The sequence below is a fragment of the Mycobacterium montefiorense genome, from assembly GCF_025823255.1.
In the GTDB taxonomy this organism is placed as follows: domain Bacteria; phylum Actinomycetota; class Actinomycetes; order Mycobacteriales; family Mycobacteriaceae; genus Mycobacterium; species Mycobacterium montefiorense.
Genome location: NZ_JACKVL010000012.1, coordinates 213981 through 239320, shown reverse-complemented (window position 1 = coordinate 239320; position 25340 = coordinate 213981). Strand labels below are relative to the sequence as shown.

At 61.3% G+C, this 25340-nt stretch carries 21 protein-coding genes; 12 read left to right on the top strand and 9 right to left on the bottom strand.

From position 1 onward, the window contains the following. Nucleotides 1-10: 10 nt before the first annotated feature. Entirely contained in the window at nt 11-373 is a 363-nt protein-coding gene (locus tag H7K34_RS10750) for a hypothetical protein (protein WP_264061878.1), read from the bottom strand. Nucleotides 374-1154: 781 nt separating this feature from the next. Between H7K34_RS10750 and H7K34_RS10745 the strand changes: the two genes are divergently transcribed. Beyond that, on the top strand, nt 1155-2300 hold the full coding sequence (locus H7K34_RS10745; protein ID WP_264062429.1) for an LLM class flavin-dependent oxidoreductase: 1146 nt from the start codon (nt 1155-1157) through the stop codon (nt 2298-2300). A 146-nt stretch (nt 2301-2446) separates the two neighbouring features. Here the strand turns inward: H7K34_RS10745 and H7K34_RS10740 are convergent, their stop codons facing one another. Then, complete coding sequence (locus H7K34_RS10740) at nt 2447-3382, bottom strand: alpha/beta hydrolase (RefSeq protein WP_264061877.1); 936 nt, start codon at nt 3380-3382, stop codon at nt 2447-2449. A gap of 562 nt (nt 3383-3944) precedes the next feature. On the opposite strand from H7K34_RS10740, the gene H7K34_RS10735 reads away from it, so the two are divergent. Together H7K34_RS10735 and H7K34_RS10730 are read left to right on the top strand one after the other, a co-directional pair. Then, a complete protein-coding gene (locus tag H7K34_RS10735; RefSeq protein ID WP_264061876.1) occupies nt 3945-5117 on the top strand; it encodes a cytochrome P450 in 1173 nt (390 codons plus the stop codon). A 455-nt stretch (nt 5118-5572) separates the two neighbouring features. Further along, complete coding sequence (locus H7K34_RS10730) at nt 5573-5845, top strand: hypothetical protein (protein WP_264061875.1); 273 nt, start codon at nt 5573-5575, stop codon at nt 5843-5845. A 59-nt stretch (nt 5846-5904) separates the two neighbouring features. On the opposite strand, the gene H7K34_RS10725 is transcribed toward H7K34_RS10730, so the two are convergent. After that, on the bottom strand, nt 5905-7149 hold the full coding sequence (locus tag H7K34_RS10725; protein ID WP_264061874.1) for a cytochrome P450: 1245 nt from the start codon (nt 7147-7149) through the stop codon (nt 5905-5907). Between the two features lie 377 nt (nt 7150-7526). On the opposite strand from H7K34_RS10725, the gene H7K34_RS10720 reads away from it, so the two are divergent. Further along, entirely contained in the window at nt 7527-8033 is a 507-nt protein-coding gene (locus tag H7K34_RS10720) for a YkgB family protein (protein ID WP_264062427.1), read from the top strand. Between the two features lie 308 nt (nt 8034-8341). Here H7K34_RS10720 and H7K34_RS10715 read toward each other — a convergent pair whose 3' ends face one another. Then, nucleotides 8342-8944, bottom strand: a complete 603-nt coding sequence (locus tag H7K34_RS10715; protein ID WP_264061873.1) for a CGNR zinc finger domain-containing protein — start codon at nt 8942-8944, stop codon at nt 8342-8344. Nucleotides 8945-9059: 115 nt separating this feature from the next. Between H7K34_RS10715 and H7K34_RS10710 the strand changes: the two genes are divergently transcribed. Then, on the top strand, nt 9060-9611 hold the full coding sequence (locus tag H7K34_RS10710; protein ID WP_264061872.1) for a carboxymuconolactone decarboxylase family protein: 552 nt from the start codon (nt 9060-9062) through the stop codon (nt 9609-9611). A gap of 124 nt (nt 9612-9735) precedes the next feature. On the opposite strand, the gene H7K34_RS10705 is transcribed toward H7K34_RS10710, so the two are convergent. Next, nucleotides 9736-12048 carry an ATP-binding protein gene (locus H7K34_RS10705; protein ID WP_264061871.1) on the bottom strand — a complete coding sequence of 771 codons (2313 nt, stop codon included), beginning with the start codon at nt 12046-12048 and terminating at the stop codon, nt 9736-9738. Nucleotides 12049-12204: 156 nt separating this feature from the next. Further along, nucleotides 12205-12915, bottom strand: a complete 711-nt coding sequence (locus H7K34_RS10700) for an alpha/beta fold hydrolase (protein ID WP_264061870.1) — start codon at nt 12913-12915, stop codon at nt 12205-12207. A 188-nt stretch (nt 12916-13103) separates the two neighbouring features. Between H7K34_RS10700 and H7K34_RS10695 the strand changes: the two genes are divergently transcribed. Together H7K34_RS10695 and H7K34_RS10690 are read left to right on the top strand one after the other, a co-directional pair. Further along, nucleotides 13104-14048, top strand: a complete 945-nt coding sequence (locus H7K34_RS10695) for a LysR family transcriptional regulator (protein WP_264061868.1) — start codon at nt 13104-13106, stop codon at nt 14046-14048. Between the two features lie 195 nt (nt 14049-14243). After that, entirely contained in the window at nt 14244-15101 is an 858-nt protein-coding gene (locus tag H7K34_RS10690; protein ID WP_264061867.1) for an alpha/beta fold hydrolase, read from the top strand. A 53-nt stretch (nt 15102-15154) separates the two neighbouring features. Here H7K34_RS10690 and H7K34_RS10685 read toward each other — a convergent pair whose 3' ends face one another. Next, nucleotides 15155-16174 (bottom strand): methyltransferase, encoded by a 1020-nt coding sequence (locus H7K34_RS10685; protein WP_264061866.1) that lies wholly within the window; start codon nt 16172-16174, stop codon nt 15155-15157. A 1565-nt stretch (nt 16175-17739) separates the two neighbouring features. On the opposite strand from H7K34_RS10685, the gene H7K34_RS10680 reads away from it, so the two are divergent. After that, complete coding sequence (locus tag H7K34_RS10680; RefSeq protein ID WP_264061865.1) at nt 17740-18924, top strand: acyl-CoA dehydrogenase family protein; 1185 nt, start codon at nt 17740-17742, stop codon at nt 18922-18924. Between the two features lie 54 nt (nt 18925-18978). Here the strand turns inward: H7K34_RS10680 and H7K34_RS10675 are convergent, their stop codons facing one another. Continuing rightward, on the bottom strand, nt 18979-20058 hold the full coding sequence (locus H7K34_RS10675) for a DUF475 domain-containing protein (protein WP_264061864.1): 1080 nt from the start codon (nt 20056-20058) through the stop codon (nt 18979-18981). 221 nt (nt 20059-20279) lie between these two features. Here H7K34_RS10675 and H7K34_RS10670 point away from each other — a divergent pair, with 221 nt between their 5' ends. The 3 genes from H7K34_RS10670 to H7K34_RS10660 are packed head-to-tail and all read left to right on the top strand — an operon-like array spanning nt 20280 to nt 22561. Then, nucleotides 20280-21491: a hypothetical protein gene (locus H7K34_RS10670; RefSeq protein ID WP_264062426.1), complete on the top strand. Its 1212-nt coding sequence runs from the start codon at nt 20280-20282 to the stop codon at nt 21489-21491. A gap of 13 nt (nt 21492-21504) precedes the next feature. Next, nucleotides 21505-22206, top strand: a complete 702-nt coding sequence (locus tag H7K34_RS10665) for a glycosyltransferase family 2 protein (RefSeq protein WP_108920277.1) — start codon at nt 21505-21507, stop codon at nt 22204-22206. A gap of 13 nt (nt 22207-22219) precedes the next feature. Beyond that, nucleotides 22220-22561, top strand: a complete 342-nt coding sequence (locus H7K34_RS10660) for a DUF2304 domain-containing protein (protein ID WP_108920276.1) — start codon at nt 22220-22222, stop codon at nt 22559-22561. Here H7K34_RS10660 and H7K34_RS10655 read toward each other — a convergent pair. Then, entirely contained in the window at nt 22558-23502 is a 945-nt protein-coding gene (locus tag H7K34_RS10655; protein WP_264061863.1) for an NAD-dependent epimerase/dehydratase family protein, read from the bottom strand. The genes H7K34_RS10660 and H7K34_RS10655 overlap by 4 nt on opposite strands. A 32-nt stretch (nt 23503-23534) precedes the next feature. On the opposite strand from H7K34_RS10655, the gene H7K34_RS10650 reads away from it, so the two are divergent. Further along, complete coding sequence (locus H7K34_RS10650; RefSeq protein WP_264061862.1) at nt 23535-25325, top strand: hypothetical protein; 1791 nt, start codon at nt 23535-23537, stop codon at nt 25323-25325. The last annotated feature ends 15 nt before the right edge of the window (nt 25326-25340 follow it).

Here is a 25340-nt window from a genome sequence, read left to right as displayed (position 1 = left end):
CAGCAACTGGCTATTCAAGTAATCTCCCGATCATCTCGCTTATTTCCGCACCCTGTTCTGTCAGGACTGAGACCTCGTGTACTATCTGGTCACGAAATGCCTTGGCGCAGAAGTCTTCTTGATCGATAAGCCTACAGATTAGCCGATAGTTACCAAGAGCTACATTCAGGGCTTGTTCTCTCACCGCCGCCTGCAGCACGGCGGTCTCGGTCTTCTCATCGAGCGCAGCGCTGCAAACGTCAAGCATCACAATCGCAGCCTTAATCGAGGTGGCAATGTATCGCTCACGACTTGTCCGAGCTTCGCACAACGGCGGCCAGTCGCATTGGAGGGACTCCAAGATTTTGCGCAGTTCGCGCGCCAGCGTCGTCATTTCCTGACCCGACCTTTCGTTCACACAATCGGTTCGACGGCTTGGGCCAGATTTGCCCACCATGGTGTAGCGCACGGCGGCAACGACGCGGTGCGCGCGCCGCAGAAAGCGGACGCGAATGTTGCTCGATACAGATTTCCGGGAGGGTGGAACCATGTACTTTCCCTTCGCAGCAAGGCCATTCACTGAGGATTGGAATCACGTCAAAGACTCCACACTCCGTGCGATTGCTAAAAATAGTGCGGCATCGTGTCTTTCAATCTGCACCGCTGCCTCGAGAGTACCTGCCATAAAGAGGCGGGGAATGTTGCTGGCATACAGATTATGACAATGGGCTTAAGCAAAACTAATCGAAAGACCTGCAGCTGGCACGGAGATGTGGCGCCCACCTCTCACCAGACCCTACGGCGTCAGGGGTTGGTTACTATCGGTGCCGCAATGGATTACGTTGCATTGACGCGCCGGCCGGCTGGCGAGCCGCCGTTGCCGAGTCCCGCCGCTTCTGAGCCGAGATCCGGTCTCGTATCCGAAAGTTGTTAACAGCCAAGAAAATATGAATTCGCAGGAATCACAATGTGTCGATCGAATTGGTTAGCCTGGCCGCAGGGTGGCAACGCGCGTCCACTCTTAGCTAGTCGTGGCGCCCAGCTGCACGGTTAGTACCAACTGAGCAGCATTTCCCTGCGCCCAAAGTCCATTCGGCGCCGATTCGGTGCCGCGCGGATGGCAGGCATGGATTCGAGTAGGCGCAACCGAAGGTCGGCATAAAGGAGAAATCATCGTGAGCAGACTCCGGGTAGGTATTGTCGACGCGGGCATCGCGGCGCGTCCCAGTGCCAGCACAGCGACCCGCGCAAACTACTTGTCTGCGGCGGCCAGTCGCGTTGACTCCTTTTGGATCCCGGATCATCTCAACAGTCTGGCGCCACGGGCACTGTGGACGCCGGAATACTGTGGCGTGACGCAGCTGATCCCGCGGACTGATGCGAATTTGGAGCCGTGGACGATGGTCGGCCACCTCGCTGCTCGGAACTGGCCGGGGCGGCTCCGTCTGGGCGTCGCCGTCACCGACGCCGGCAGGCGTAACCCCGCGGTGACGGCGCAGGCCGCGGCTACGTTACATCTGCTGAGCAAAGGACGAGCGATTCTCGGAGTCGGCGCGGGTGAACGTGAAGGCAACGAGCCCTACGGAGTGGAATGGTCGAAACCGGTGGCAAGGTTCGAGGAGGCACTGGCAACCATCCGGGCACTATGGGATTCGGCTGGCGAACTCGTGAACCGTGATTCGCCCTACTTTCCACTTCGGAGTGCGCTATTCGACCTGCCGCCTTACCGTGGGGAATGGCCTGAGATCTGGGTCGCCGCGCACGGTCCTCGCATGCTGAGGCTTACCGGACGTTATGCCGATGCCTGGTTTCCGTACCTGGCGAACGTCACGCAGCAATACGAAAAGTGTCTTGAAGTCGCTCGGACAGCCGCTTCCGATCATGGACGAGATCCCATGGCGCTTACTCCGGCGTTGTTGGCACCGATTGTTACCGGGCGCAGCCCCGACGATGTTGAAGAAGCCATGCAGTCCCATCTGGTCAAAGCCTATGCGTTGACTGCCCCCGGAGACCTGTTCACTCAGGTTGGTGCCGAACATCCTTTTGGACCGGATTTTTCCGGCCTTCAAGACATCCTACCGTTCGCCCTGGACGAAGACTCCGCGCTCGCCGCTGTATCTCGAGTCCCGCGGTCGGTGGTGCAACGTTGGGCGCTGTGCGGCACGCCTGCTGAAGTCATCGAGCAGGCGGCAGCGTGGCGCGATCGCGGGGTTCGCTATCTGGCGGTCGCGAACAACAGTGTGCTACAGCGAAGTTTCTCGAAAGCCCTCGCTTCGACCCTGCCGTTCAACAAGATTGTCCGTGGGCTCAAAAGACTTTGAACCCACGAGCATACTTGCCGCGTGAGTCTGCAGTCACACTGGTTATCCAACAACATCATTCGTGATGCCCAGCGCCGACGCGATCGTGAGTGACGCAACATCTAGGTCGTCAGACCGCGCCGGCCGCCGTGCATCGATGCCGACTATCACAACGCTGCGAGCCGACGACTTCGATCAGCGAACGCTCGCAGCGACACGTCGGCGTCAGGTGCGATGAGTTCGAAGGCATGCGGGCAACCCTGTCGCACAATCACTTCAGCGCTGATCGCGTGGCGCCGGAGCCGCTGTCCGTATTCGACGCATTCGTCGCGGAAACCATCTAGTTCCCCGACTTCGATGTATGCAGGAGGAAGATCCACCGGATTCGGGGAATCGGGAAAGGTGAAGTAGGGGTGCGCCTCCTCTCCGAGGAACGCTTTCCACGCGTCGACGTTATCGTCATGCGTCCACGTTAAGAACGGTGCGATGTTGGGATCCGATATTGTGGTGCGGCTGCTGAGCATCGGATAAATGAGGATCTGCGCGGCCAGCTCGAGTTCGCCACGATCACGCACCAGCGCTGCCGTGCCCACCGCCAAACCGCCGCCGGCACTGTCGCCCATCACTGCAATGCGAGAGGGCTCGACTCCAAGTCGTTTGGCGTTAGCGGTGAGCCATTTCAACGCGGCATAGCAATCCTCGACCGGAGTCGGGTACTGATGCTCGGGGGCCAATCGGTAGTCTACCGCCAGAATCGGCACGCCCGAATCGGCAACGTAGCGACGTATCGCCGGTGCATAGTGCTCGACGCTGCCGCTGATGTACCCGCCTCCGTGTATGTACAGGGCGGCGCTCCCTGGCTGTTGTCCGACCTTCGTAAACCAGGACAGCACCAGCTCGCTGTCGTCGGCAGTTTGAACTGTGTAGCGTTCGATGTCGATGCCATTGATCGGCGGAAACAGAGTGCCAGCATGAGTGAAGAGTCCGTCAAGCAGGGCTCTTAACGTCTCCCAGTCGCCAGCCTGTCGCGGCAGCACGGCCGCCATCTGTTCCATTACCGGTGCCAGTTCTTTTGCTATTTCCTCGTCGATGCTAAACGGCACGGCAATCCTTTCGGCTGATTCGCCACGCTGGTGAGTTGACCGCTTTCCGCAGACCAGCTGACTAGAGGTGCGAACCCGGCAGTGGAAACGTCTCTTCGGTGCGCCCAGGTCAGAGAATACCGGCTGCGGTCGCATTCTGAGATCAGAGTTTTCTAACCGTTGTTACTGCCAATGGAATGCCATGCCGCGCTTGAACAAAAGCATCCAATCGATGCGCCGATTATTCTCGCACGGGGGAACTCCGAGACTCTGCAATACTTTTGGCGCGGGTCGCAAGCCGTCGGCGCCGGAGCCAAGGTGGATCTGTCCTGAAAAGGACATACCTGTCGATCTCTAATCATATTGCAACCCTGCGTAGTTCGCGTAGCGATCGCCAAGCACGACGCACTTTTGGACATGCTTAACGAAATTTTATCTAGATCGGTATAGGTTTTTATAGCCGTTGCGTACGCCTCTGGGGCGTCGGCATAGTCGGGAAGTGACGACCGGCGGTAGTCACGCCACACGAGTACAGATGATGGGTAGTCCAATGACAGCAACGCCCGGCACGCAACCTTCTTCAGTGAGTGATATCGATCCGTTCAGCGATGAGTTCCTAACAGATCCCTATCCCGGTTACCAGAAGCTACGCGCATCCGGTCACTCAATTTGGCTGTCAAGCTATGGGATTTGGGCGCTGGCACGCCATGATTCCGTGGCCGAAGCCCTCAAGAACCCTGACGCGTTCTGCTCATCATCTGGTGTAGGGCTCGCCGATTTGCGTAAAGAAGAACCTTGGAGACCTCCCAGCCTACTTCTAGAGGCCGATGATCCCGACCATGCGAAAGCCCGCCGAGTGGTGACTCGCGTTCTGACTCCGAGTGTCGTGCGGAAACTCAAGTCAGACTTTCTCGACAGCGCCCGGGGCATGGTTGACAAGCTCCTCACGCGCGGCCGCTTCGATGTGATGACCGACCTTGCCCAGGCTTTTGTTTTGCAGGTATTTCCGGATCTGGTCGGGCTACCGCAGTCTGGCCGGGAGCACCTGATCGCCCATGGAGCATTGGTTTTCAACGGACTAGGGCCGCGTAATCGTCACTTCGAACGTGCAATGGCCAACGCTGGCGAGGTCTCCGCTTGGATCGCTGCCCAATGCACCCGCGATCACCTGGCCCCAGGGGGGTTAGGTGCACAGATCCATGACTTGGCTTCAGTCGAAGGCTATTCGGAAGATGACGCGAACCGCATCGTTCGGTCTCTACTGTCCGCCGGCGTGGACACTACTGTGTTCGGTATAGGTAATGCTGTGCACTGCCTGGCACAGCGCCCTGAACAGTGGAATCTGCTGTGCGCGAACCCCTCTCTTGCACGTTCCGCATTCGAGGAGACCCTTCGTTTCGATTCGCCGGCGCAGGCCTTCTTCAGAACAACGACGTGCGACGTCGAAATCGGCGGCGTATCGATCTCGGTCGGAACTAAGATCCTGTTGTTGGTCGGAGCCGCCAACCGCGACCCACGGCGCTGGGATGAGCCTGAAAAGTTTGATGTCATGCGGAATGCGGCGGGACACCTGAGCTTCGGTGTCGGCATTCACGGCTGCGTCGGGCAAGTGCTCGCGCGGCTTGAAGCCGAGTCTGTGTTGACTGCACTGGCGGAACGCGTGAATACAATCGAAATCTCTGGATCCGCTGTACGCCAACTGAACAATGGCGTGCGAGGTTTCGAATCGCTGCCGGTTGCGGTAACCGCGCGTTGAGTGACTACCGGCTTCTCGGGCTTGGCCCTTGATTGTTGGCTGGCGAAGCTCCGTTCGCGACCCACACTCACCGCTAACCATTGTTTAAAGAGCGGCGCGGCTCTTACGTCGCGATCTGCTAAGCGTTTGCGCGCCAAAACTGTCGAATACAAGCGTCATTCCCGCACGGCAATGTCCGCACGCTGACGGGGATCAATCAGGAGGCCCGATGCTTCCGCGGACGCACGCTTCAAAACCCAAGCAACTCACTCACTGCCATCGAGGAGGAATGGATCGTGCTAGACCTGCCAGAGAAAGAACTTCTGTCGGGAGAGTCCTGGCGAGGATTTGCGAACTCGGTGGTTCGGCGACAACGCAACTGCGTACCTCGGCAGCTGCGTACCGGGATTCCCGAACTTCTTCATGCTCTACGGCCCCAACACCGGCATTGTGGTGCATGGTGTTTCGGCATTTTCATGTCCGAGTGCGCAGTCCGCTTCGTCGTTGATGCGGTCAGACTGCTGCTCGAGAGCGACAGTTCGTCGTTGGAGGTGCGTGAATCAGCCTTGGCCGCCTACCAGCACCGCGTTGATGAGGCCAGCGGTCGCCGGGCTTGGGGATTTTCCACTGTTAGGTCTTGGTACAAGAACAGCGCCGGCCGGTCGACTCAGAACTGGCCTCTGACCACCTTCGAATACTGGCAGCGCGCCCGCCACATCGACACTTCGGACTTCATCCTCGGAAGCTGATGCAAGTCCTTGGGCTCAGCCAAGCTCGTCATCGATTTCCACGGCACTGATGGCGAGGGCTATCTCAGCCTGTATCGGATCGGGAGGTGTTTGAGGCCACCCACGAACACGGTATCGGAAAGGATCGGAGCGCCGGCAAGTTCGATTGTGTCGACCTTAGTGACTAGCTCGGTGAGGAAGCTGTTGATTTCCATTCGGGCCAGGGCAGCACCAAGGCAGAAGTGAACGCCGTGGCCAAAAGTGAGGTGTCTGTTCGGTTTTCGGGTGATATCGAAGCGGAATGGTTCGACGAAAGCCTCTTCGTCGCGGTTGCCGGATGCATAGGCAAGGCAGACCGATTCACCCGCAGCGATAGGCACACCGCGCACTCTGGTGTCCGCGACGGCGGTACGCATAAAATGCTTTGTCGGTGTCGTCCAACGTAGTATCTCCTCGACAGCGGTGGTCATCAGGCTGGGATTGTCCTGCAGCCGCCCCAATTCTGAGGGGCGTTCAACGAGCGCCCAGAGGCCGCCTGAGATCGCGGCGCTAGTGGTGTCGTGCCCGGCGGTCGCGATGAGGAGGTAGTAGGCGATGGTCTCGGCGTCTGATAGATGCTTGCCGTCGATACGGGCGTTGGCAATTGCGGACGCGAGGTCGTCGGCAGGGCGGGCGCGACGGTCAGTAGTGAGCGCAGAAAAGTAGGTGAGCATGTCGGCAATTGCATCCGCATAGCCCACGCTCGAGCCGCTGCGCTGCAACTCTTTGTCGTCTCGCCCGAATAGCTCCTGAGTAAGCTTGCGCAGGTACGGGAAGTCGCTTTCGGGGAGACCAAGTAGCGACAGGATGATGTATAGCGGGAACTTCACAGCGATTTCGGTGACAAAGTCGCAGTCAGTACTGTCCCTCATCTTTTCGACGTACCGTCTCGCAAGATCATCGACCCTGTGCTTGAGAGCTCTCATGGCCTTGGGCTGGAACCAATCCACACCGATAGCCCTGACCTGCCGGTAGCGTTGACCGTCCATAGCGGGGAGGACGGGCAAGCCACCGCCGCTCTCAGGGCGCTCTCGGTTCGTGCCCTCGTCATCGGTCGGGAATAGCGCCACCCGCGGCGCGTTGATCCACAATGCGTTGTTGCGTTCGATTTCCGTGATGTCGGCGTGCTTGGTGATTGCCCAGAATGGCCGGTACGGCGGATCGTCGACAAACGACACCGGTGCATTGGCCCTTAGATGCGCTAGCGACGAATGCAGTCGTGGCTCATCGGCGTAAGCAGTCGGATCGGTAAGCACCTTGGCAGCGCGATCCTGAATTTTCAACACCTGGAACTCCTCTCGTGCTGACCGAAATGACCGGGGCGGCAAGCACGGCCGGACTTCTCAAAAGGTGGCGACAGCCGATCGGCGTATTGACCCGCCCCTGTTTCTCAGCATAAGACCCGTTGTCCACCAATGGTGTGTTAGGGGCATCACTCCAATCACGCTAGTAGCCAATATTTTTGAAGTCACGCGGCCAATTTTGCATGCAACGACGTCAAATTCCTGGTGCGATCGCTTCCAGCACCGGTCGATGGCATTCACCTGACTTATCGCTGGCATCAAATACTCGCATGACAATCAGAAATGGAGAGCCGACCCTCTAGTGTCTTGGTGTGAAAGGTGTACCGCCACGAGGTATCTATCACGGGAAGAAGTCCATGATGATCGTGTTGAAGAACTCGGCAAGAGCCAGCGAGATCGTGAAGGTGACCATAATCTATGGGATTGCCAGCGTCCTAAGCCGATACGGTCTGGTAGTCGTCATCGGCTGGATCGGCGCGCTGAAGTTCATGAATTTCGAGGCTCACCAAATCCAACCATTGGTAGCCAACAGTCCATTCATGGGCTGGTTGTACGGCATCTTTCCCGTATACACGTTTTCGGTGCTACTGGGTGTCGTTGAGGTTAGCGCGGCTGCGCTCCTGGCGATCAAGCCGCTAGCCCCGGCACTCTCCATCGGAGGCAGTCTGCTGGCGATCCTGCTCTTCGTGGCGACGATCAGCTTTCTGTTCACCACTCCCGGTGTGGGTGAATCGGCCGGCGGTGGTTTTCCAGCGATTTCGCTCACTGGCGAGTTTTTACTCAAAGATGTTCCGCTGTTGGGTCTGTCGTTCTGGACACTGGCCGACGCTATATGCGCCGCAAAGCTCAAGGCGAGCAGGAAGTGAGAACGAGACGAGCCGGACACAGGGGGCGCCACGAACCACACCCCGGCGGCCATCCGCTCAACGAGCTCGCACAGAAGTTCATCGCGCTGTGGTTCCTTTCCGCTGTGGTGACGTCACCCTAACCCAAACATCACCGGGTGTGTTGCGACCCTTGCCGGAGTGAAAATCGGTGCTCGGATGCTGTCCTGACGCCGTAATTACCTCCCCTTCAACGCTTTTAACAGACAGCTCGAGACTACTCGCCCTGGTGGTCTTACAACAATTCCTTACTGCCGTGAATAAAAAACGTTGGCAGGACGCCGATCACGTCACCTCGAGCGGTAGGCCTTGCTGCGTTGGTAGTGTCGCGCCGCTCGGACGCGGTTCCCGCAGGCTTCTGAGCACCACTCCCGGCGGGGATGAGTCTTGACAAAGTACAGCACGCAACCAGGGGCGTGGCATGCCCGCAGTGTCGCCGACGTTGGTCCGGTCAGCAGATCAATTGCATCGTGCGCCAGTTCGGCAAGAGCGGTGCGGATGGGCGATGCCTGCGTGGGTCTTTCGCGCTGAAGTTGGTCGCCGCGCAGCGCGATCCAGGCAGCGGGGCGATGGCTGACCGCGGCGTTGACAGAGCTAATCGCGTCATCGATGTTGTCGACTATCGATTGTGCGGCGGCACGGTCATCCTGGGTGCAGAAGGCTGCCAGTCGCCGCACCGCGTCGCGCAGCAGCCTGGCCTCGACAACGTCGCGGACGCCAATACGTCCGAAGGACTTTGCATCCCGTTCCGCTACGACGGCGATCCACTCGCGCAAGGCACTCGGTGTAGTTAGGTCGTCGTGCGAACCGCTGGTGTCGGCCCAGATCGTATTCATGAATCGCACAGCGGCGGGCTCACCAGGCAGTACCCAAGCGGGAGCGGAGCGAGTCACATGGTCAATCGTATCACGGGTCGGCGGGCTTGTATCCGTTAGGTAGGGATGGTACAAATCCTAACGGAATCTACTAACTAGATCCGTTATAACTGGATCGGCCGAAAGGAAAAAGATGACCCACTTCACCCCAGTCGAGCCCGGCGCTGCCACGGGCAAGGCCGCCGAACTACTTGCGCAGGTACAAAAGTCGTTGGGCCTCACGCCGAACATGACGAAAGTCATGGCCAACAGCCCCGCGCTGCTGCACAGTTATCTGGCTCTATCAAATGCCGTGTCGGGCGGCACGTTGTCGGCCGGTGTGCGCGAGCGCCTCGCGATCACCACGGCGCAGCTCAACGGCTGCCAGTACTGCCTGTCCGCGCACACCTACATCGGGGCCAACATCGCCCACGTAGCCACCGACGAACTCGAGATAGCCCGCCGGGGCGAGTCGAATGACCCGCACGTAGCGGCATTACTGAAGCTGTCCAACGACATCGTGCGAGCCGCCGGAGATGTGAAAGAAGTCGACCTGGAGACCGCACGTGCGGCCGGGGTAACCGAGGAGGAAATCGGCGAGGTGGTAGCCAATCTCGCGCTGAACGTTTTGACCAACTACTTCAACGTTTTGGCCCATGTCGACAACGACTGGCCAGCCGTGTCCCTGGCGACAAGTGGAAGCTGACCGGCACGTGTGAACCGTCCGCGGACACATCACTTCCCCGGGCCGCCGTCGGCGCCGCGAGTCCCGCACCGGCTGTGTCGCGAATTGCGAGTCGAGGTTGTTCTTATCCTCGTTGGCTCCCCGATCAGGATGCGCGCCGCGCCATCCATGCGGCAACTTGAGATCGTGAGCTGAAACCCAGCTTTGCCAAGATGCGTTCGACATGGCCATCGGCTGTGCGTTTAGCGATAACCAGTCGCTGAGCGATCTCCCGGTTGGAAAGGCCACTCTCAATCAGCGCGGCGACTTCGAGTTCTCTTCTAGTGAGCGGTGTTTCGTCTTTTCGGACACCGCGGCCGCTGCTGGTACCGGAGCCCAGCACCAAGTCGATGACATCGTCGAGTCCGTGGAGCTTCTGCGTGAGGCGGCTCTTGTCGGTGTGCGCGAGATCGGTTGACGATGGACCGTACTCTCGGGCGAATGCGGACAGGTGCGGCCCGAACGCTTCGAGGGATGTGCCGCGCGATTGCCAAATCTGTTGCGCTGCTTTCGACAGGTCGACGGCGCGTTCATGTTGGTTGCGAATGTTGGCAATCCACGAACACAATGTGGTCGCGAGGGCGGCGGCGATGCCGTCGCCCATCGTGCGCTGCGACTTCAATACTTGCCAGGCAGAGCGTTCCGCTTCGTCCGGCTGGCCAAGCGTCCAGTAGGCAACTCCGCAGGCCCAGTCGGTGTACGCACGCGCATTTCGCTCGCCATATTGCTCACACATCGCCGCGGTTTCCGTGCTCATGTCGAGTGCGCGCTTGGCTTCGGAACTGAACGCAAGCGCATTGGCGAGCATGTACCGAGCGGTAATTTCCAGATAAGGATTTTCGTGGGCACGGTGACCGACGAGCGCGATCTGAAAGTCGCGTTTCGCGGCTTCCAGGTCGCCGCTGAACATCGCTAGCAGCGCGTTCCAGTGGTGCAGATGCACAACGAGTTGCGGGCTGTCGAATTCATGCGCCAGACCCGCAAGCTCGTCCAATAATTGCGCACCCCTTTGATGATCACCTTGCAGGAGCGCTATCCAGGCAGTTACCCACAGGCACTCGGCCCGTATCGCTGAACGCTCGGCGACGGTGGCCAGGGCCGCCTCGAGGCGTACCCGCCCCTCGGCGAGGCGCCCGCCAACGAGGTAGTGGTAGCGCAACGATGCCAAAAGCCGCAGCCCGGTCTGCTCCTCTCCGGCGGTCTCTAGGCTCCACTGCAACGCCGCGACGTATTCGGCGTGGTCGAGGCTCATCTGTTCGATAAGGACGTCTTGATCTGGGCCACACCATCGCTGCAACACTTCGCATGCGCGCCCAAGCATTGCGTCTCGGTGTCTGCGCTGGAGCTCAGCTGTCTCATCGGCCTCGTCCGCGAGATCGCTAGCCACCTCACGAATCGCCGCTGGGAGACGGTAACGCATCACGCCGGCGCCGCGGCAAGTCGATAGGATCGATTGCGCGACGAGGCGCTCGACAGCGTCCATGACGTCGTCTTGTTGCAGTGCACCGAAGGCACAAACCGACTCCGCGAGTTCAAGGTCGAAGGTGGCGGCGAAGACCGATAGTCGGCGCCACAACACCTGCGCACTTTTCGGACACAGGTCGTAACTCCAATTGACCATGGACCGTAGCGATCGGTGCCGATCGGTAGTCGGTGTCGTCGAGGCCGTCAATGACGTCAGCCGGCGGCCGAATCTTTCGACGACCTGCTCGACCGTGAGCGACCGTAGCTTGGCCGCAGCAAGCTCGATCGCTAGCGGCAAACCCTCCGTGAGCCGGCAGAGTTGAACTGTTGCCGCAGCATTGGCATCGGTGAGCTCAAAGCCGGGATCGACTGCGCTGGCCCGCTCGGCGAGCAGGCTCACCGACCCGTCGACGATGAGCTGCTCGGCTGGCGTGCCCGGTTCTGGCACGCTCAGTGGGAGCACCGGCCGCAGCATTTCACCCGCTACGTCGAGGGGCTCTCGGCTGGTGGCAACGACACGAAGACCCGGAGCTCCGCGCAGCAGAACCGGCAGAATGTCGCGCACCGAGGCTAGGACGTGCTCGCAGTTGTCCAGCACTAGAAGCAGTGTGCGAGGTCCTAAAAACGTGAGCAGCTTTTCTCGCGGACCGATCGCCGACTGGTCGCTGATACCTAGGACGCTGACGAGCGCCGACTCCACCTCAGCGATATCGGCCCCGACGCTTAGCTCAGCGAGGCATAGCAGCCACGCCCCATCGGCGTAGCGGTCACGGGCACGGTAGGCCACCTCCAGCGCCAGCCGGGTTTTGCCCACACCACCGAATCCGGTGAAGGTCAGCAACCGGGTGGTCGACAAGCTTCGCTGCGCAGCAGCCATGTCCTGCCGGCGTCCCACGAAGCGGTTCAGCGGAGGATCAACGGGTATTCCGCGCCGATAGCCCACGACCTCGCTCACAAATGCAATATTAGGTCGCACACGTAGCGGCCTGTTCCGCTTGGCGCTCGCACACTTTAGCTCCGATCTCAATCACGTCTGCTTTGCTGGCTTTCGTTGCGGATGACAGCGGGGCCGACGGGGTGCTGTGAGCAGTTTTGCTCAGGCGCACACCGGTTACGTCTTTGACGCAGCCTCGATGATTAGCTCCGTCAGTTGGCCTGGGGCCGCAAGGAAGGGCGAATGACCGGTAGGCAGTCTGCGCACATGAGTTGCGCGCGCAGCGAGAGCTTCCTGCAGCCGGACCGGAACGGCACGATCCCTTTGACAAACAATGTAGGTGCTGGGCGCCGTGTGCCACGCGGACGCGGTCAAGGGCTGCTGAAAGCTCATGAAACTAATGGGTCGGAGTTTGGTCAGAGCTATGCGAACCTCAGCTGCAGGGACATCTTCATAAAGAATCTCGTGGGGCTTACCCGGGGAGACCACCTCGCCATCGATCACCCACCACTCCGGCACCCGACCGGAAGCCAGCCCCAGGACCGACTCGCCAATGTCGAGTGCGAAGGCTGCGAGATAAACCAGATGCCGCACCTGTTGCATGTGTGCCGCTCCCTGCGAGACCGCCGCGCCGCCATAGGAGTGAGCAACAACGACCACGGGACCGCCGATCTGTTCGATGCGCCTGCGGATGACGGCAGCGTCGTCATACAGGCCCTTCCGCGACGACCCAAATCCACTGGTGCTGGGGAGTTCGGCGACGTGTGTCCGCCAGCCGCGGGCAGCAAGTGCGGGTTGTACTTTGTGCCACGACCAGCGGCCATGCCAAGCGCCGGGAACCAATAGCACGTCAGGCCTTGCAGCCGCATCCACGGAAGCGTCGATCAAAGCGGTATCCCATCCGTGCAAGTACCTGATTTACGTTTTGAAATGAACAGCATCGCGGCATTACCCACTTCGCACACCGGTGCAATTACCCCAAGCCATACCTGTCGATATACCTGTCTTTGCTTATAACCATTGCGGGAGAGGGGTTTTCACCATGCATCTGCAAAACCATGAGCTACATTTGAAGAATGCCAACGTTGCGCGCTTTGGAGTGCTTAGTGGCTCTTGTGGAGCACGGCTCAATGAGTAAAGGCGCTGCCGCGATGTATATGTCGCAGCCAGCGATGTCGCATCACATTGCTGCCCTGGAGCGAGAATTGGGAGTTCCACTGGTTGAGCGGCTGTGGCGTGGGGTACGCGTGACCGCGGCCGGCCGCGCCGCCGCCGAGCAAGCACGCCTTGCGGTGCGGGCATCCGAGCGGGTGGTCGAAGTTGGCCAGCGTGTTGGCAGTGGTCAAGCTGGCCGACTGCGTATCTCTTGTGTTGAGACGATGACGGGGTGGTTGTTGGCACCCACGTTGCGCCTCTGGGCGTCTCAGCGCCCAGAGGTAAGCCTCGAACTATCAGAGTACACCAGCACTGACGTCATGGCCAAAGTCCTCGAGACGGGAGGAACGGATGTTGCCGTGGGGTCTCGGCCGGCTCAAACAGATGCACACGTCGCAGTCATCGGACAGCAGGAGATGGCAGTCGTAGCTCCTGCCGGACACCGGTTCACTGCCATGGCCGAGGTACCGATACAGGCATTCGTCGACGAGGCGTTTGTCCACTACGACCCCGCGAACGCGATGGCAGCGTGGATCGATCAATTTACTGCCTTTCACAAAGTCGTTTTGAAACCGGCCGTGCGGACCCGTAGTCCGCGCACAGCTGCGCACCTTGCCGCCGCGGGCCTCGGTGTGGCCATCGTCCCGGTATCTGCCCTGGCGCCACGACCGATCGGGGTCGTGCGGCGCCTGCGCCCGGTGGTCAAAGGTGACGTCGTCGCAATGGTCGCCACACCCTCCGACACGCTGGTAGGAGCATTCGTCACCGATCTCCAACATCGCGGAATTCCAAGTTGGTCGTGGCCCGCGGCAAATGAGTTGCTAAGTCAGGTGCCGGCACAGTCGCATCGACGAGTTGTCAGCTGATGCGAAAACACATTTATTGAATCATGTGAGAGTCGTATGTTCTTTTGCTGCAAGAGAACAGAACGGCAAGACCGAAGCGGTCGGCCCAAAGTTGTCTCGACGATATGGCCTACGCCACTGTTGGTAGTAAGGACTTGCACACATCTCGCTAAGTGGCCGAGAATCAGACCATTCCACGGCGGGGGGTTACGTTAGATGCGGCGCGACGGTCCACTAGCTCAAGGTTGGCACACGACTTCCATCAACGGCGTCAAACTTTCCTACGAAGTTGCGGGCAGTGGCCCGGTGTGCGTAGTGCACTCGGGTGGTCCCGGGATCAGTTCAGGGTATCTGCGTATGCCGCTACTTGCGGGGTATCTCACCATGGTTTACCTCGACCCAATCGGCACCGGCGAGAGTGACTTGCTACCGGGTGGCGAGTACGACATGGCCACTTACGCAAGCTATCTCGAGGCCTTTGTAAATCACCTCATGGTGCCGCAGCCGTTGATTCTCGGACATTCTCACGGTGGCATGGTTGCGTTGGAACTGGCGATGCAGAATCCGGGGCGTCTCGGCGGAGTCATAGCTTATGACGCCGCACCGGTGTACAACGACGAGCTGTGGGATGAGGCATTTCGCCAGATGGCAGCCTTTGCGCAGCGGTGGCCCGAGCGACCCGAAGCTATCAAAGCGGCCCGCGCATGGCACGCCACGGGCGGCGGCGAACCACACGCTGATGACAAGTTTCTCGCTGACGTCTTCCCCGCCTATTTCGCCGACTATCGGCAAACCTTGGCTCAGTCCAGTCTGCCCAGGCTCCAGATGACTTGGGATCCCAACAGAAAGAGCAAGCCATGGTCGGCAAGGGGCCGCCTCGGTGCCATAACAGCTCCCACGTTGCTCATCTGTGGTGATTTCGACTTCGTCTGCCCGCCGCGCTGGTCCAGAGAGATGCGCGCCGCCATAGGTGGTTCGCAGTTGCGCGAACTTCATAACAGCGGTCACTTCGGCCACCTGGAACAGCCCTGGGACTTCACTGACGCCGTGGTGAAGTTCGTTTGGGGACCCTAGTAAACGCGGTGGTTTCAGACGTCCGGGCTGTGTCTAGCGGCTAACATGTCGCGCTACTTCGCGACGGTCTCGATAACGTGGTAGCCACCGTGTAGCGGCTTGACACTACTGACACGCATCCCGGCTTGTTCGAACAGGTCCTCGAACTCAGACATGCCGCGCTCTTTACCACCGAGACCAAAGAGCATCACTAGATCCATCAGTGCGGCATCGATTGTCGCAGAATCATTTTCGAGGAGCATCTCAACGATGAAGAGCTTGGCGCCCGGATTCATTGCGCTCCGAATGTTGGTGAGCAAGGTTACGCATCTTTGGTCGTCCCAGTCATGCAAGATGAACTTGAGAAGGTACATATCGGCGCTCGGCACCGACTCGAAGAAATCGCCGGCGATCCCCGAGACCTGCTGTCCAAGCCCTCGGCGCTTGGCTTCTTCCACCGCCCCCGGAATCACGTGAGCGAGATCAAAAACGGCTCCCGTCAGCTGAGGGTTTTGCTCCACCAACTCACTCACGAAAATTCCGTTCGCCCCTCCAATGTCGAGCGCGTACTTCGCTGACCCCGGATCGATGACGGAAACAGCCTCGCGGATGACAGGTGTCGACAACTCGGTCATCGCTTCGGTGAATATCCGTCTCTCATCGGGGTGCGACGCGTAGTGTTCCCACAGATCTTGACCGAGCGCATCTGCTGTCTGGGTACGGCCTTGTGCGACGGCCTGAGGCAGACGAAAGCCGGGAAGCCAGAAGGCTTGTCCCATAGCGGCTTGCACATAGTGTTTGAGCGACTTGGAAGCATCCTGATGGAGCACACGAAGCGCCGGTGTCGTCGAAAATGTATCGGTAGTAACGTGGTAGCGGACCAATCCCATTGCCGCACCGGCCCGCAAGAGCCGAAAGAGCATAGCCGGGTCAACCGACTCGCGTTCGGCTATCTGCTGAGCACTCAAGGCCGCCTTCTCAAGGTGCTCGGCGATAGACAGGCTGGCCAAACAACGTATCGCTTGGCTTCCCCACGCTGCCATGACCAACCGGTAGATTCTTGTGTAGCTGTCGCTATCGCTTTCGATGTCCACCGAAGTGACTCCAATCTGTCGCGTTTAGTGAACGCTGAGACCGGCATCGAGTCTTCCTTCACGACCAACCTGCCTGTCGCCCTGCGGTATCCAATAAACACGTCACCGTTTACACACCACCGTATATGGCATCGGCGGCGCCGGCCAGTGACTTCTTGCGCGGGCGCACGTTGCGGTTTGACCAAGATGCACCGTCGGTACAATAGTCCGAGTCCCGCGGAGATTGATACGAATTATGCTGTCCCACAGTGATTTACATGTTGATTATCTCGACGTTGGCCCGATTGCCGGTGACACATATCGGAGTTTTTTGACTGTCGATGGAGTTCACCGGTTATTTGTCAAACATTCGTTTATTCGAGGCCGGCATAAGTGCGGACAACCTGTCCGGGGACAAATGTGAGCCATGGACGTGAGCGGCAGCAGCGTGTTTCTTTGAGCAATCCGTTGGCCCCGAACAGAAGTCGAAAACACAAGGGTGTGAGACACGCTCAGGCAATTGCCGGTCAGTACTCTCTGCGCAACCAGTTCTGGTCTTCAGCTTGGAATTGCAGGTAGTCCCCGAAAGCCATCAAGCTCGCGCGCCCCACATCACCGCCCCCGGGTTGCTGTCGCCCGGTTGCGCGGACGCGTTCGGATCGATCGAGGCACCTCTGCAGCAGACTGTTGGCGATCACACTCATCGTGTTGGTGTTGGTGTCGGCAGGGGTTTTGCGCGGGCTTGCGCCGCGCTGAAGTGCCCTGCGCACCGTACTTCGTCTCATCAGACCAATAACCGTCCGATCCTCTGCGTTATTTCCATATCGTTGCGCCGATAGCTCGCAATGCAGCAATTTGTTTGCGTGGCGCAAAGCGAGGAACGTAAATCCCTTGAACAGTAGTCGATTACGGCGCGCTCGGAGGCTTCGGCTCAGACAAGCTTGGAGCGCCAAGAGTACGCATAGGCGATGCTACCGACGGCGTTGTGACATGGTCGCTGGCATTCGAAAATTTGTAACTGAAAACCGCTTCAGCGAAAGCCACCACCGCCGATCCGGATTTCAGTGTCAACCGCAGCCTCGAGGATTGACGAGCCGTGGCGACACTGCGCCAGTGTCAAACGGTTGAAAGGGACACGGTTGACATTCGCCCGACTTGACCATCCCAAAGAATTTGGTGTGGTCTTCCTAACTGGTTGAGACACCTTTGGGGCTTCGTCACGGAGTCGAATCAAGCTATGGTGCAATCAAATTGGCTTCATAATGGCGATGGGCGGCGATGCGCTCCTCGCGTCCGAGGAGCAGGCGGGCGAGGTTGATGCAAGGTGCCCGCTAGGGCACAAGGGCGTACGGTCTGTCGCGTGAATATCAATCTCGGACTACCGCCGGAGGCCCAGACCGGATCGCGAATGAAATTGGGCGCAACGTGGTCGACGTGGGGCTTCACGGAGTTGTGGTTAGTCACGTGAAGCATCAAAGCGCTCCAAATCACGAGCAGACCAACCTGATTGACCGAGGAAGCAGCGACTGATTCGGTGATCGGCGGGCGAGCCAATGCTCGCCGTGCTGTTGAAAGGAGGGCTAGACATGACAGGATCCGACGTGCACCGCAATGGGAAGTTTCTCCACGCAGCGGACTTGTCAGTAAAGGCTGCGGCACTCATTCCTTGGATCGACGAGCGAGCCGCGGAGGCGGCCGCCGCCGCGACGCTGCCTGGTGACGTGATCGATGTCCTGGTTGCTCAAGGGTTCTTCCGCCTGGCTCTTCCGCGCAGTCTTGGGGGACTCGAACTCGACCCGGTCGCAACCCTAGTGGCGACCGAGACGTTGGCGTGGGGTGATGGTTCCACAGCGTGGGCGGTAGCAATTGGAAACAGCTCGTTTATTTTCGCCTGGCTAGATCAGGCCGTCGCAGCCAAGTTGTTGGCGGGTCGCGCTGGTCAGCCCGTAGCATCCATGCTCGCCCCGAGCGGCGACGGTGTCGAGGTGCCCGGTGGGTACCGACTGTCTGGACGCTGGCACTACGTGACCGGGTCGCCGCATGCATCGCTCTTTGTTGTCGGCTTCGCCGTCATAGGACCCGATGGGGAGGTCCAACACACATCGGGCGGTCCGGCATTCCGGTGGGCGGTGCTCGACGCCGCCGACGTGAGAATCGAGACCACCTGGCTGGGCGCTGCGGGAATGCGTGGTTCAGGCACCCATGACATCACTGCTCAGGATGTGTTCGTCCCAAACGCGCAGACGCTAGCGCCATTCGTCGGGCCGCCGCGAGTCGAAGGCCGCCTTTACCGGATGCCATTCTTCATGGGGACAGCAATGTTGACTGGAATCCCGCTCGGCGTGGCCCGGCGCGCCCTCGATGAGCTCAACACCCTATGTCGCCGGAAGACTCGAGAGGGCATGCTTCTGGCCGAGGATCCAGATATGCAGGTGAGGCTCGCCGAGGCAGAGGCCTCGTTGCGGGCCAGCCGCAGCTTCGTACTGGAAAGCCTCGAACGAATCTGGAAAGTCGTCCAGGTCTGCGATGCACCACTGGATCGTCGCATTGATTTCGCGCTGGCTGCTCAGCACGCAATGCGCAGTGCCGTTAACGCGGTCAACGTTGCCTTCGAAGTCGGCGGAGCGTCGGCAGCCAAGGCAGATTCGGTGATCCAACGGTGCTGGCGCGACGTCAACGTCATGAGCCAGCATGTTTCCTTTCATCGGGCGCGCTTTCGTGAGGCCGGCCAGGCTCTGTTGGGCGTGGTGGACGAAGTGCCCGACTTTTAGCCCCCAAGCCGGCGTCGACTCGTCGCCGGACAAATCGAGGCATAGCCGGAAGGCTCAGGAAGGCTCGGCGTCGCGCCGGTTGCGCAGCACGCTCCACCCGAAGGCCGCCCCGATGAAGACCACGCCCACCGAGGCGGTGGCGATTTCAGGAATCCGGTAGTGCTCCTCGATGGACAGCAGCATGATCACCGCCAGTGCGCCGATCGCCCAGTGCGCGCCGTGTTCCAGGTATACGTAACGGTCCAACGTCTGCTGCTGGACCAGGTAGATCGTGATCGACCGGACGAACATCGAGCCGATCAACCCCAGACCCAGGGCGATGACGATGGGGTCCGACGTGATCGCAAAGGCGCCGGTAACCCCGTCGAACGAAAACGCCGCGTCCAGTACCTCGAGGTAGACAAACAGCGTCAAGCCGGCCTTGCCCACCGCCAGGGCCGGCGCGGAGGCCTCGTCGCCGGCGACCTCCTGCGGGCGAAATGCCTGGCTCAAACCGTTGACGATCAGATACGTAACCAGGCCGAGCAGCCCGGCCGTCAGCACCGTCGCGCACTCCTCGGTGGAGTGGGTCAACTGCGTGCCGACCAGAACCAGCGCGATCGCGGTGGCCACCACCGGGACCTGTCCAAGCTGCCCGATGCGCGCAAATGGGATCTCAATCCACTTGAGCCACTTGATGTCTCGGTCATGAACAACGAAATCCAGGAACAGCATCAGCAGGAATATCCCGCCGAATGCCGCGATCTGCGGATGGGCCGCCAACACCAGCTTCTCGTAACTGGGCGAGCCGTCCGCGAATACCAGTGCGCCGTGTGGCGGCGGGTTGAGCGCCAAGTCCAGCGCGCGGACCGGGTGTACACCCGCACTCGCCCATACGATCAGCAACGGGAAGACGAGCCGCATACCGAACACAGCGATCAAAATCCCGATGGTCAAAAACATCTGCCGCCAAAACGAGCTCATCCGCTTCAGCACACTGGCGTTGATGATCGCGTTGTCGAACGACAGCGACACCTCGAGAATGGCCAGGGCTATCAACAGGAAGAGGGCATTGAGGCCGCCGTGCGCGTAACCGAGCGCGAGCGCCGCCAAGGTGACTAGCAGCGAAATCCCGAAGATGCGAGCGGCGGCCATAAGTCCTCCCTGACAGCCGACCACATTAGGGCGAACCCGGTCGTCGCCGCCAGCCATCGCACGCGCCGCACTTACTATTTTCAAATTGTGGCGATACTGGCGATATATCGGGGCAGCCGGCCGAAGGCGCCACCCCGGTGACCAAAGTCGGCGGCGCGGCGTCTCCCCTGGGCGCTGCCGGGGCCGCGGGAGTGGCACAGGGGCCGGTTGCACGCAGCAGCATGGCCCGGGTCGGCATCGCAACCGCGCTGACTGCGGTGTGCGGCTACGCGGTGATCTATCTGGCGGCTCGCGACCTCGCTCCGAGCGGCTTTTCGGTGTTCGGGGTGTTCTGGGGCGCGTTCGGCTTGGTCACCGGCGCCGCCTTCGGCCTGCTGCAGGAAACCACCCGGGAGGTGCGCGCCACTCGCTACATCCAGGCAGCGCCCACCCCCGGATCAGGTAACCACCCGCTGCGCGTCGCCGCGATGGTCGGCGTCGCCGCGGCCGTCGTGATCGCGGGCAGCTCACCCCTGTGGGGCGGGCGGGTATTCGTGGAACAACGCTGGCTGTCGGTGGTGCTGCTGTCCGTTGGCCTGGCCGGGTTCTGCCTGCATGCCACGCTGCTCGGCATGTTGGCCGGCACCGATCTGTGGACCCCGTACGGGGCGCTGATGGTGACCGACGCCGTCATGCGGGTGGCAATCGCCGCGGCCACGTTCGTGCTCGGCTGGGGGTTGACCGGATTCCTCTGGGCGACGGTGGCCGGCGCGGTGGCCTGGCTGATCATCCTGGCGGCGTCACCCGCGGCCCGCGCAACGTCGCGCCTACTCACACCCGGCAACACCGCGACGTTCTTGCGGGGCACCGCGCATTCGATCACCGCGGCCGGAGCCAGCGCGATCCTGGTGATGGGTTTCCCGGTGCTGCTCAAGCTGACGTCGAATGAGCTTGGGGCACAGGGCGGTGTGATCATCCTGGCCGTGACGTTGACCCGGGCCCCGCTGCTGGTGCCGTTGACCTCCATGCAGGGCAACCTGATCGCGCATTTCGTGGACGAACGCAGCAACCGGCTGCGGGCACTTATGGCGCCGGCGGCGATCATCGGCAGCATCGGTGCGATCGGGGTGCTGGCGGCCGGCTTGGTGGGCCCATGGCTGCTGCGGGTCGCGTTCGGATCGCAGTACGACGCCAGCAGTGCGCTATTGGCGTGGCTAACGGGCGCCGCGTTGTCGATCGCCATGCTGACGCTCACCGGTGCCGCCGCGGTGGCCGCCGCGCTGCATCGCGCGTACGCGCTGGGGTGGGTCGGGGCGACTGCCGCATCGGGACTGTTGTTGCTGCTGCCGCTGCCGCTGGAGACCCGCACCGTGGTCGCTCTGCTGTGCGGTCCGCTGGTCGGAATCGGCGTCCACCTGGTGGCGCTGGCGCGCGCCGGACACTTAACCGGCTGATCCTGGCTACCCTGTGAACATCGAAACGGATTATGCCGGCGCCTGGATCGTCATTCCCGCCTTCAACGAAGCCACGGTCATCGGCGAGGTGATCGCCGATGTGCGTTCGGTCTTCGACCACGTCGTGTGCGTCGACGACGGCAGCGCCGATGACACCGGCGAAATCGCCAGACGGGCGGGGGCTCATCTGGTCCGCCATCCGGTCAACCTGGGTCAGGGAGCGGCCATTCAGACCGGTGTCGAGTACGCCCGTAAGCAGCCCGGGGCGCGGCTGTTCGCGACTTTCGACGCCGACGGGCAGCATCGCGTCAAAGACGTGGCCGCGATGATCGACCGACTCGTCGCCGAGGACGTCGACATCGTCATCGGAACGCGGTTCGGCGGGCAGGAGAGCAGTCGGCCGCCACTACTGAAGCGGATCGTGCTGCAGACCGCCGCGCGGTTGAGCCCACGTGGTCGACGGCTTGGCCTGACCGACACCAACAACGGGCTGCGGGTGTTCAACAAGACAGTCGCCGACGGGCTGAACATTACGATGAGCGGCATGAGCCACGCCAACGAATTCATCATGCTGGTCGCCGAAAACCATTGGCGCGTAGCCGAACAGCCGGTTGAGGTGCTGTACACCGAATACTCGAAGTCGAAGGGCCAGCCGCTGCTCAACGGTGTCAACATCATTTTCGACGGGTTCCTGCGAGGGAGGATTCCGAAATGAAAAGGACCGAAAGATGAACTGGATCCAGGTGCTGCTGATCGGGTCGATCATCGCGCTGTTGATCTACCTGCTGTGGTCACGCCGCAGCTCACGCTCGAAAGCCTGGGTCAAGGTCGGCTACGTCTTCTTCGTGCTCGCCGGCATCTACGCCGTACTGCGGCCCGACGACACCACCGTGGTTGCGCACTGGTTCGGCGTGCGCCGCGGCACCGACCTGATGCTCTATGCACTGATCATGGCGTTCAGCTTCACCACGCTGAGCACATACATGCGGTTCAAGGACTTGGAGTTGCGCTACGCGCGCCTTGCCCGCGCCGTCGCGCTAGACGGAGCACAGGCGCCCCCGGCGCGCTAACCCGCGTGGGCGTGCCGGAAGAACTCGACCGTGCGAAACACGCCCTCTTTGAGGTCAACTTGCGGCTTCCAGCCCAAAACCCTTGCTGCCGAAGTGATATCGAGGCACGACCGCTGCAGATCGCCGAGCCGATCCGGGTGATAGTCCGGGTCGTCGGGCCCCCCGACGGCGTTCGCTACCGCGCTGTGCAGTTGCCGGTCGGAGGTCTCAATTCCGGTGCCGATGTTGAAGCGCTGCCCGCTGCCGGCTTTCCCGGACGCCTTGACGAAAGCGTCCACGACGTCGTCGACGAACACGTAGTCGCGCGTCTTGGCGCCGTCCCCGAACACCTTGGTCGGCTTACCCGACAGCAGCGCCTGCGCGAAGATCGCCACCACGCCTGCTTCGCCGTGCGGGTCTTGGCGCGGGCCGTAGACGTTGGCCGGCGCGATGTGCGAACAATCCAGCTCGTACAGATGCCGGAAAGTGTTCAGGTAGATCTCGCCGGCCACTTTGCCCGCGGCGTACGGCGACGCCGGGTCGGTCGGCACGGTTTCGGGAGTGGGGTACTGCGACGGGGTGCCGTAGATGGATCCTCCCGACGAGGTGTGCACGACCTTGCGAACACCGGCGCGGCGCGCGGCCTCGGCCAGCCGTACCGTCCCGACGACGTTGACCGAGGCATCAAACTGCGGGTCGGTCACCGAGTGACGAACGTCGATCTGCGCCGCCAGGTGGAACACCACCTCGGGACGGTGCTCGGCCAGGATCGCTTTGAGGTCCGCGGTCACGATGTCCGCCTCGACGAAGACATGAGCGGAATTGTCGGCCAGATGCTCGAGGTTGCTCGCCTTGCCCGACGAGAAATTGTCCAGGCTCACCACCGAATGGCCGCCCGCCAGCAGGCGGTCGACCAGCGTGGACCCGATGAATCCGGCTGCCCCCGTAACCAGTGCGTGCACCGGCTCACCATACCGACCGGTAAGAAATAACCATGCCCGCCGCCATCAGCCGGATGCCGCCGGTCGCCCTCGCAGCGGCCGGGCTGATCGTCGTCCAGCTGGTCATACGCGCGGTCCTGGCATTCGGCGGCTACTTCTACTGGGACGACCTGATCCTGATCGGGAAAGCCGGAACCGAGGGCCTGCTGTCGCCGTCGTACCTGTTCGACGACCACGACGGTCATGTGATGCCGGCCGCCTTCCTGATCGCAGGCGTGCTGATCCGGCTGGCTCCGCTGGGCTGGACCGGGCCCGCCATCAGCCTGGTGGTGCTGCAGCTACTGGCCTCGCTGGCGCTGCTGCGCGCGCTGTATGTGATCCTCGGCTGGCGTCGCGTGCTGCTGATCCCGCTGACGTTCGCGCTATTCACCCCGCTGGGGGTGCCGGGGTTCGCGTGGTGGGCAGCGGCGCTGAACTCGCTGCCGATGCTGGCGGCGCTGGCCTGGGTGTGCGCCGACGCGGTGCTGCTGGTGCGCACCGGCAACCAGCGCTACGCGCTGACCGGGCTGCTGATCTACCTGGGCGGGTTGCTGTTCTTCGAGAAGGCGGCGGTGATCCCGTTCGTCGCGTTCGCGGTGGCCGCCCTGCTCTGCCAGGTACGCGGCGAGAGGCCCGCGCTGCTGACGGCCTGGCGTGGGGCCTCGAGGTTATGGGTCTCGTCGCTGATCCTGACGGTCGCGTGGGTGGCGATCTACCTTGCGGTGGTCAACCAGCAGCGCTGGAGTTCCGACCTCGCGATGACCGGGGATCTGGTGTCGCGGTCCATCACCCACGGCATCGTGCCGGGGCTGGCCGGCGGGCCGTGGCAATGGGGCCGCTGGGCGCCGGCCTCCCCCTGGGCTACTCCCCCGCCGCTGGCGATGGCGGTGGGCTGGCTGGTGCTGATGGCGGTGCTGGCGCTGACGCTGGTCCGCAAGCAGCGCATCGGCCCGGTGTGGCTAACCGCGGCCGGTTACGCCGTGGCCTGCCAGGTGCCGATCTATCTGATGCGCTCGTCGAAGCTGACCGCACTGGAACTCGCCCAAACCCTGCGCTATTTACCGGATCTCGTCGTCGTACTGGCGCTGCTGGCCGCGGTAGGCCTCTGCGCGCCGAATCGGTCCCTCGGCGCGCGTTGGCTGGACGCGTCACCGCAACGCGCCGTCGTGACAACAGTCTTAGCGGTGTTGTTCGTGACCAGCAGCCTGTACTCGACAGCGACATTCCTGACCAGTTGGCGCGACAACCCGACTCAGGCCTATCTGCGCAATGCCCAGTCCAGTTTAGCTGCGGCGCATGCGAATTCGACTGCCCCACTGCTGGATCAGGAGGTCGATCCGCTGATTCTGCAGCGGGTAGCTTACCCGGAGAATCTTGCCAGCCACATGTTCGCCCTGCTGCGGGATAGGCCGGACTTCGCCACCGCAACAACGCAATTGCGAATGTTCGACAGCTCCGGGAGCTTAATCCCGGCGAGAGTCACCTGGATACGCACCATCAAGCCGGGCCCGATGCCGCAGTGTGGCTATTTCGCACAGCCGGACAAACCGGCGCGGATGTTGCTCGACGGGCCGCTGTTGCCGGCCGATTGGACCGTCGAATTCAACTATCTGGCCAACAGTGACGGCTCGATGACGGTCTCGCTGTCGGAGGGGCCCGGCGTCAAGGTTCCGGTGCACCCGGGACTCAACCGCGTCTACGCCCGGCTGCCCGGTGCCGGCGACGCGATCATGGTCAGGGCGAACACCACCGCGCTGGCCCTGTGCGTCGCGTCAGGCCCGGTGGGCTTTCTCGCGCCGGCTTAAGTCGCGTGCCTCGCC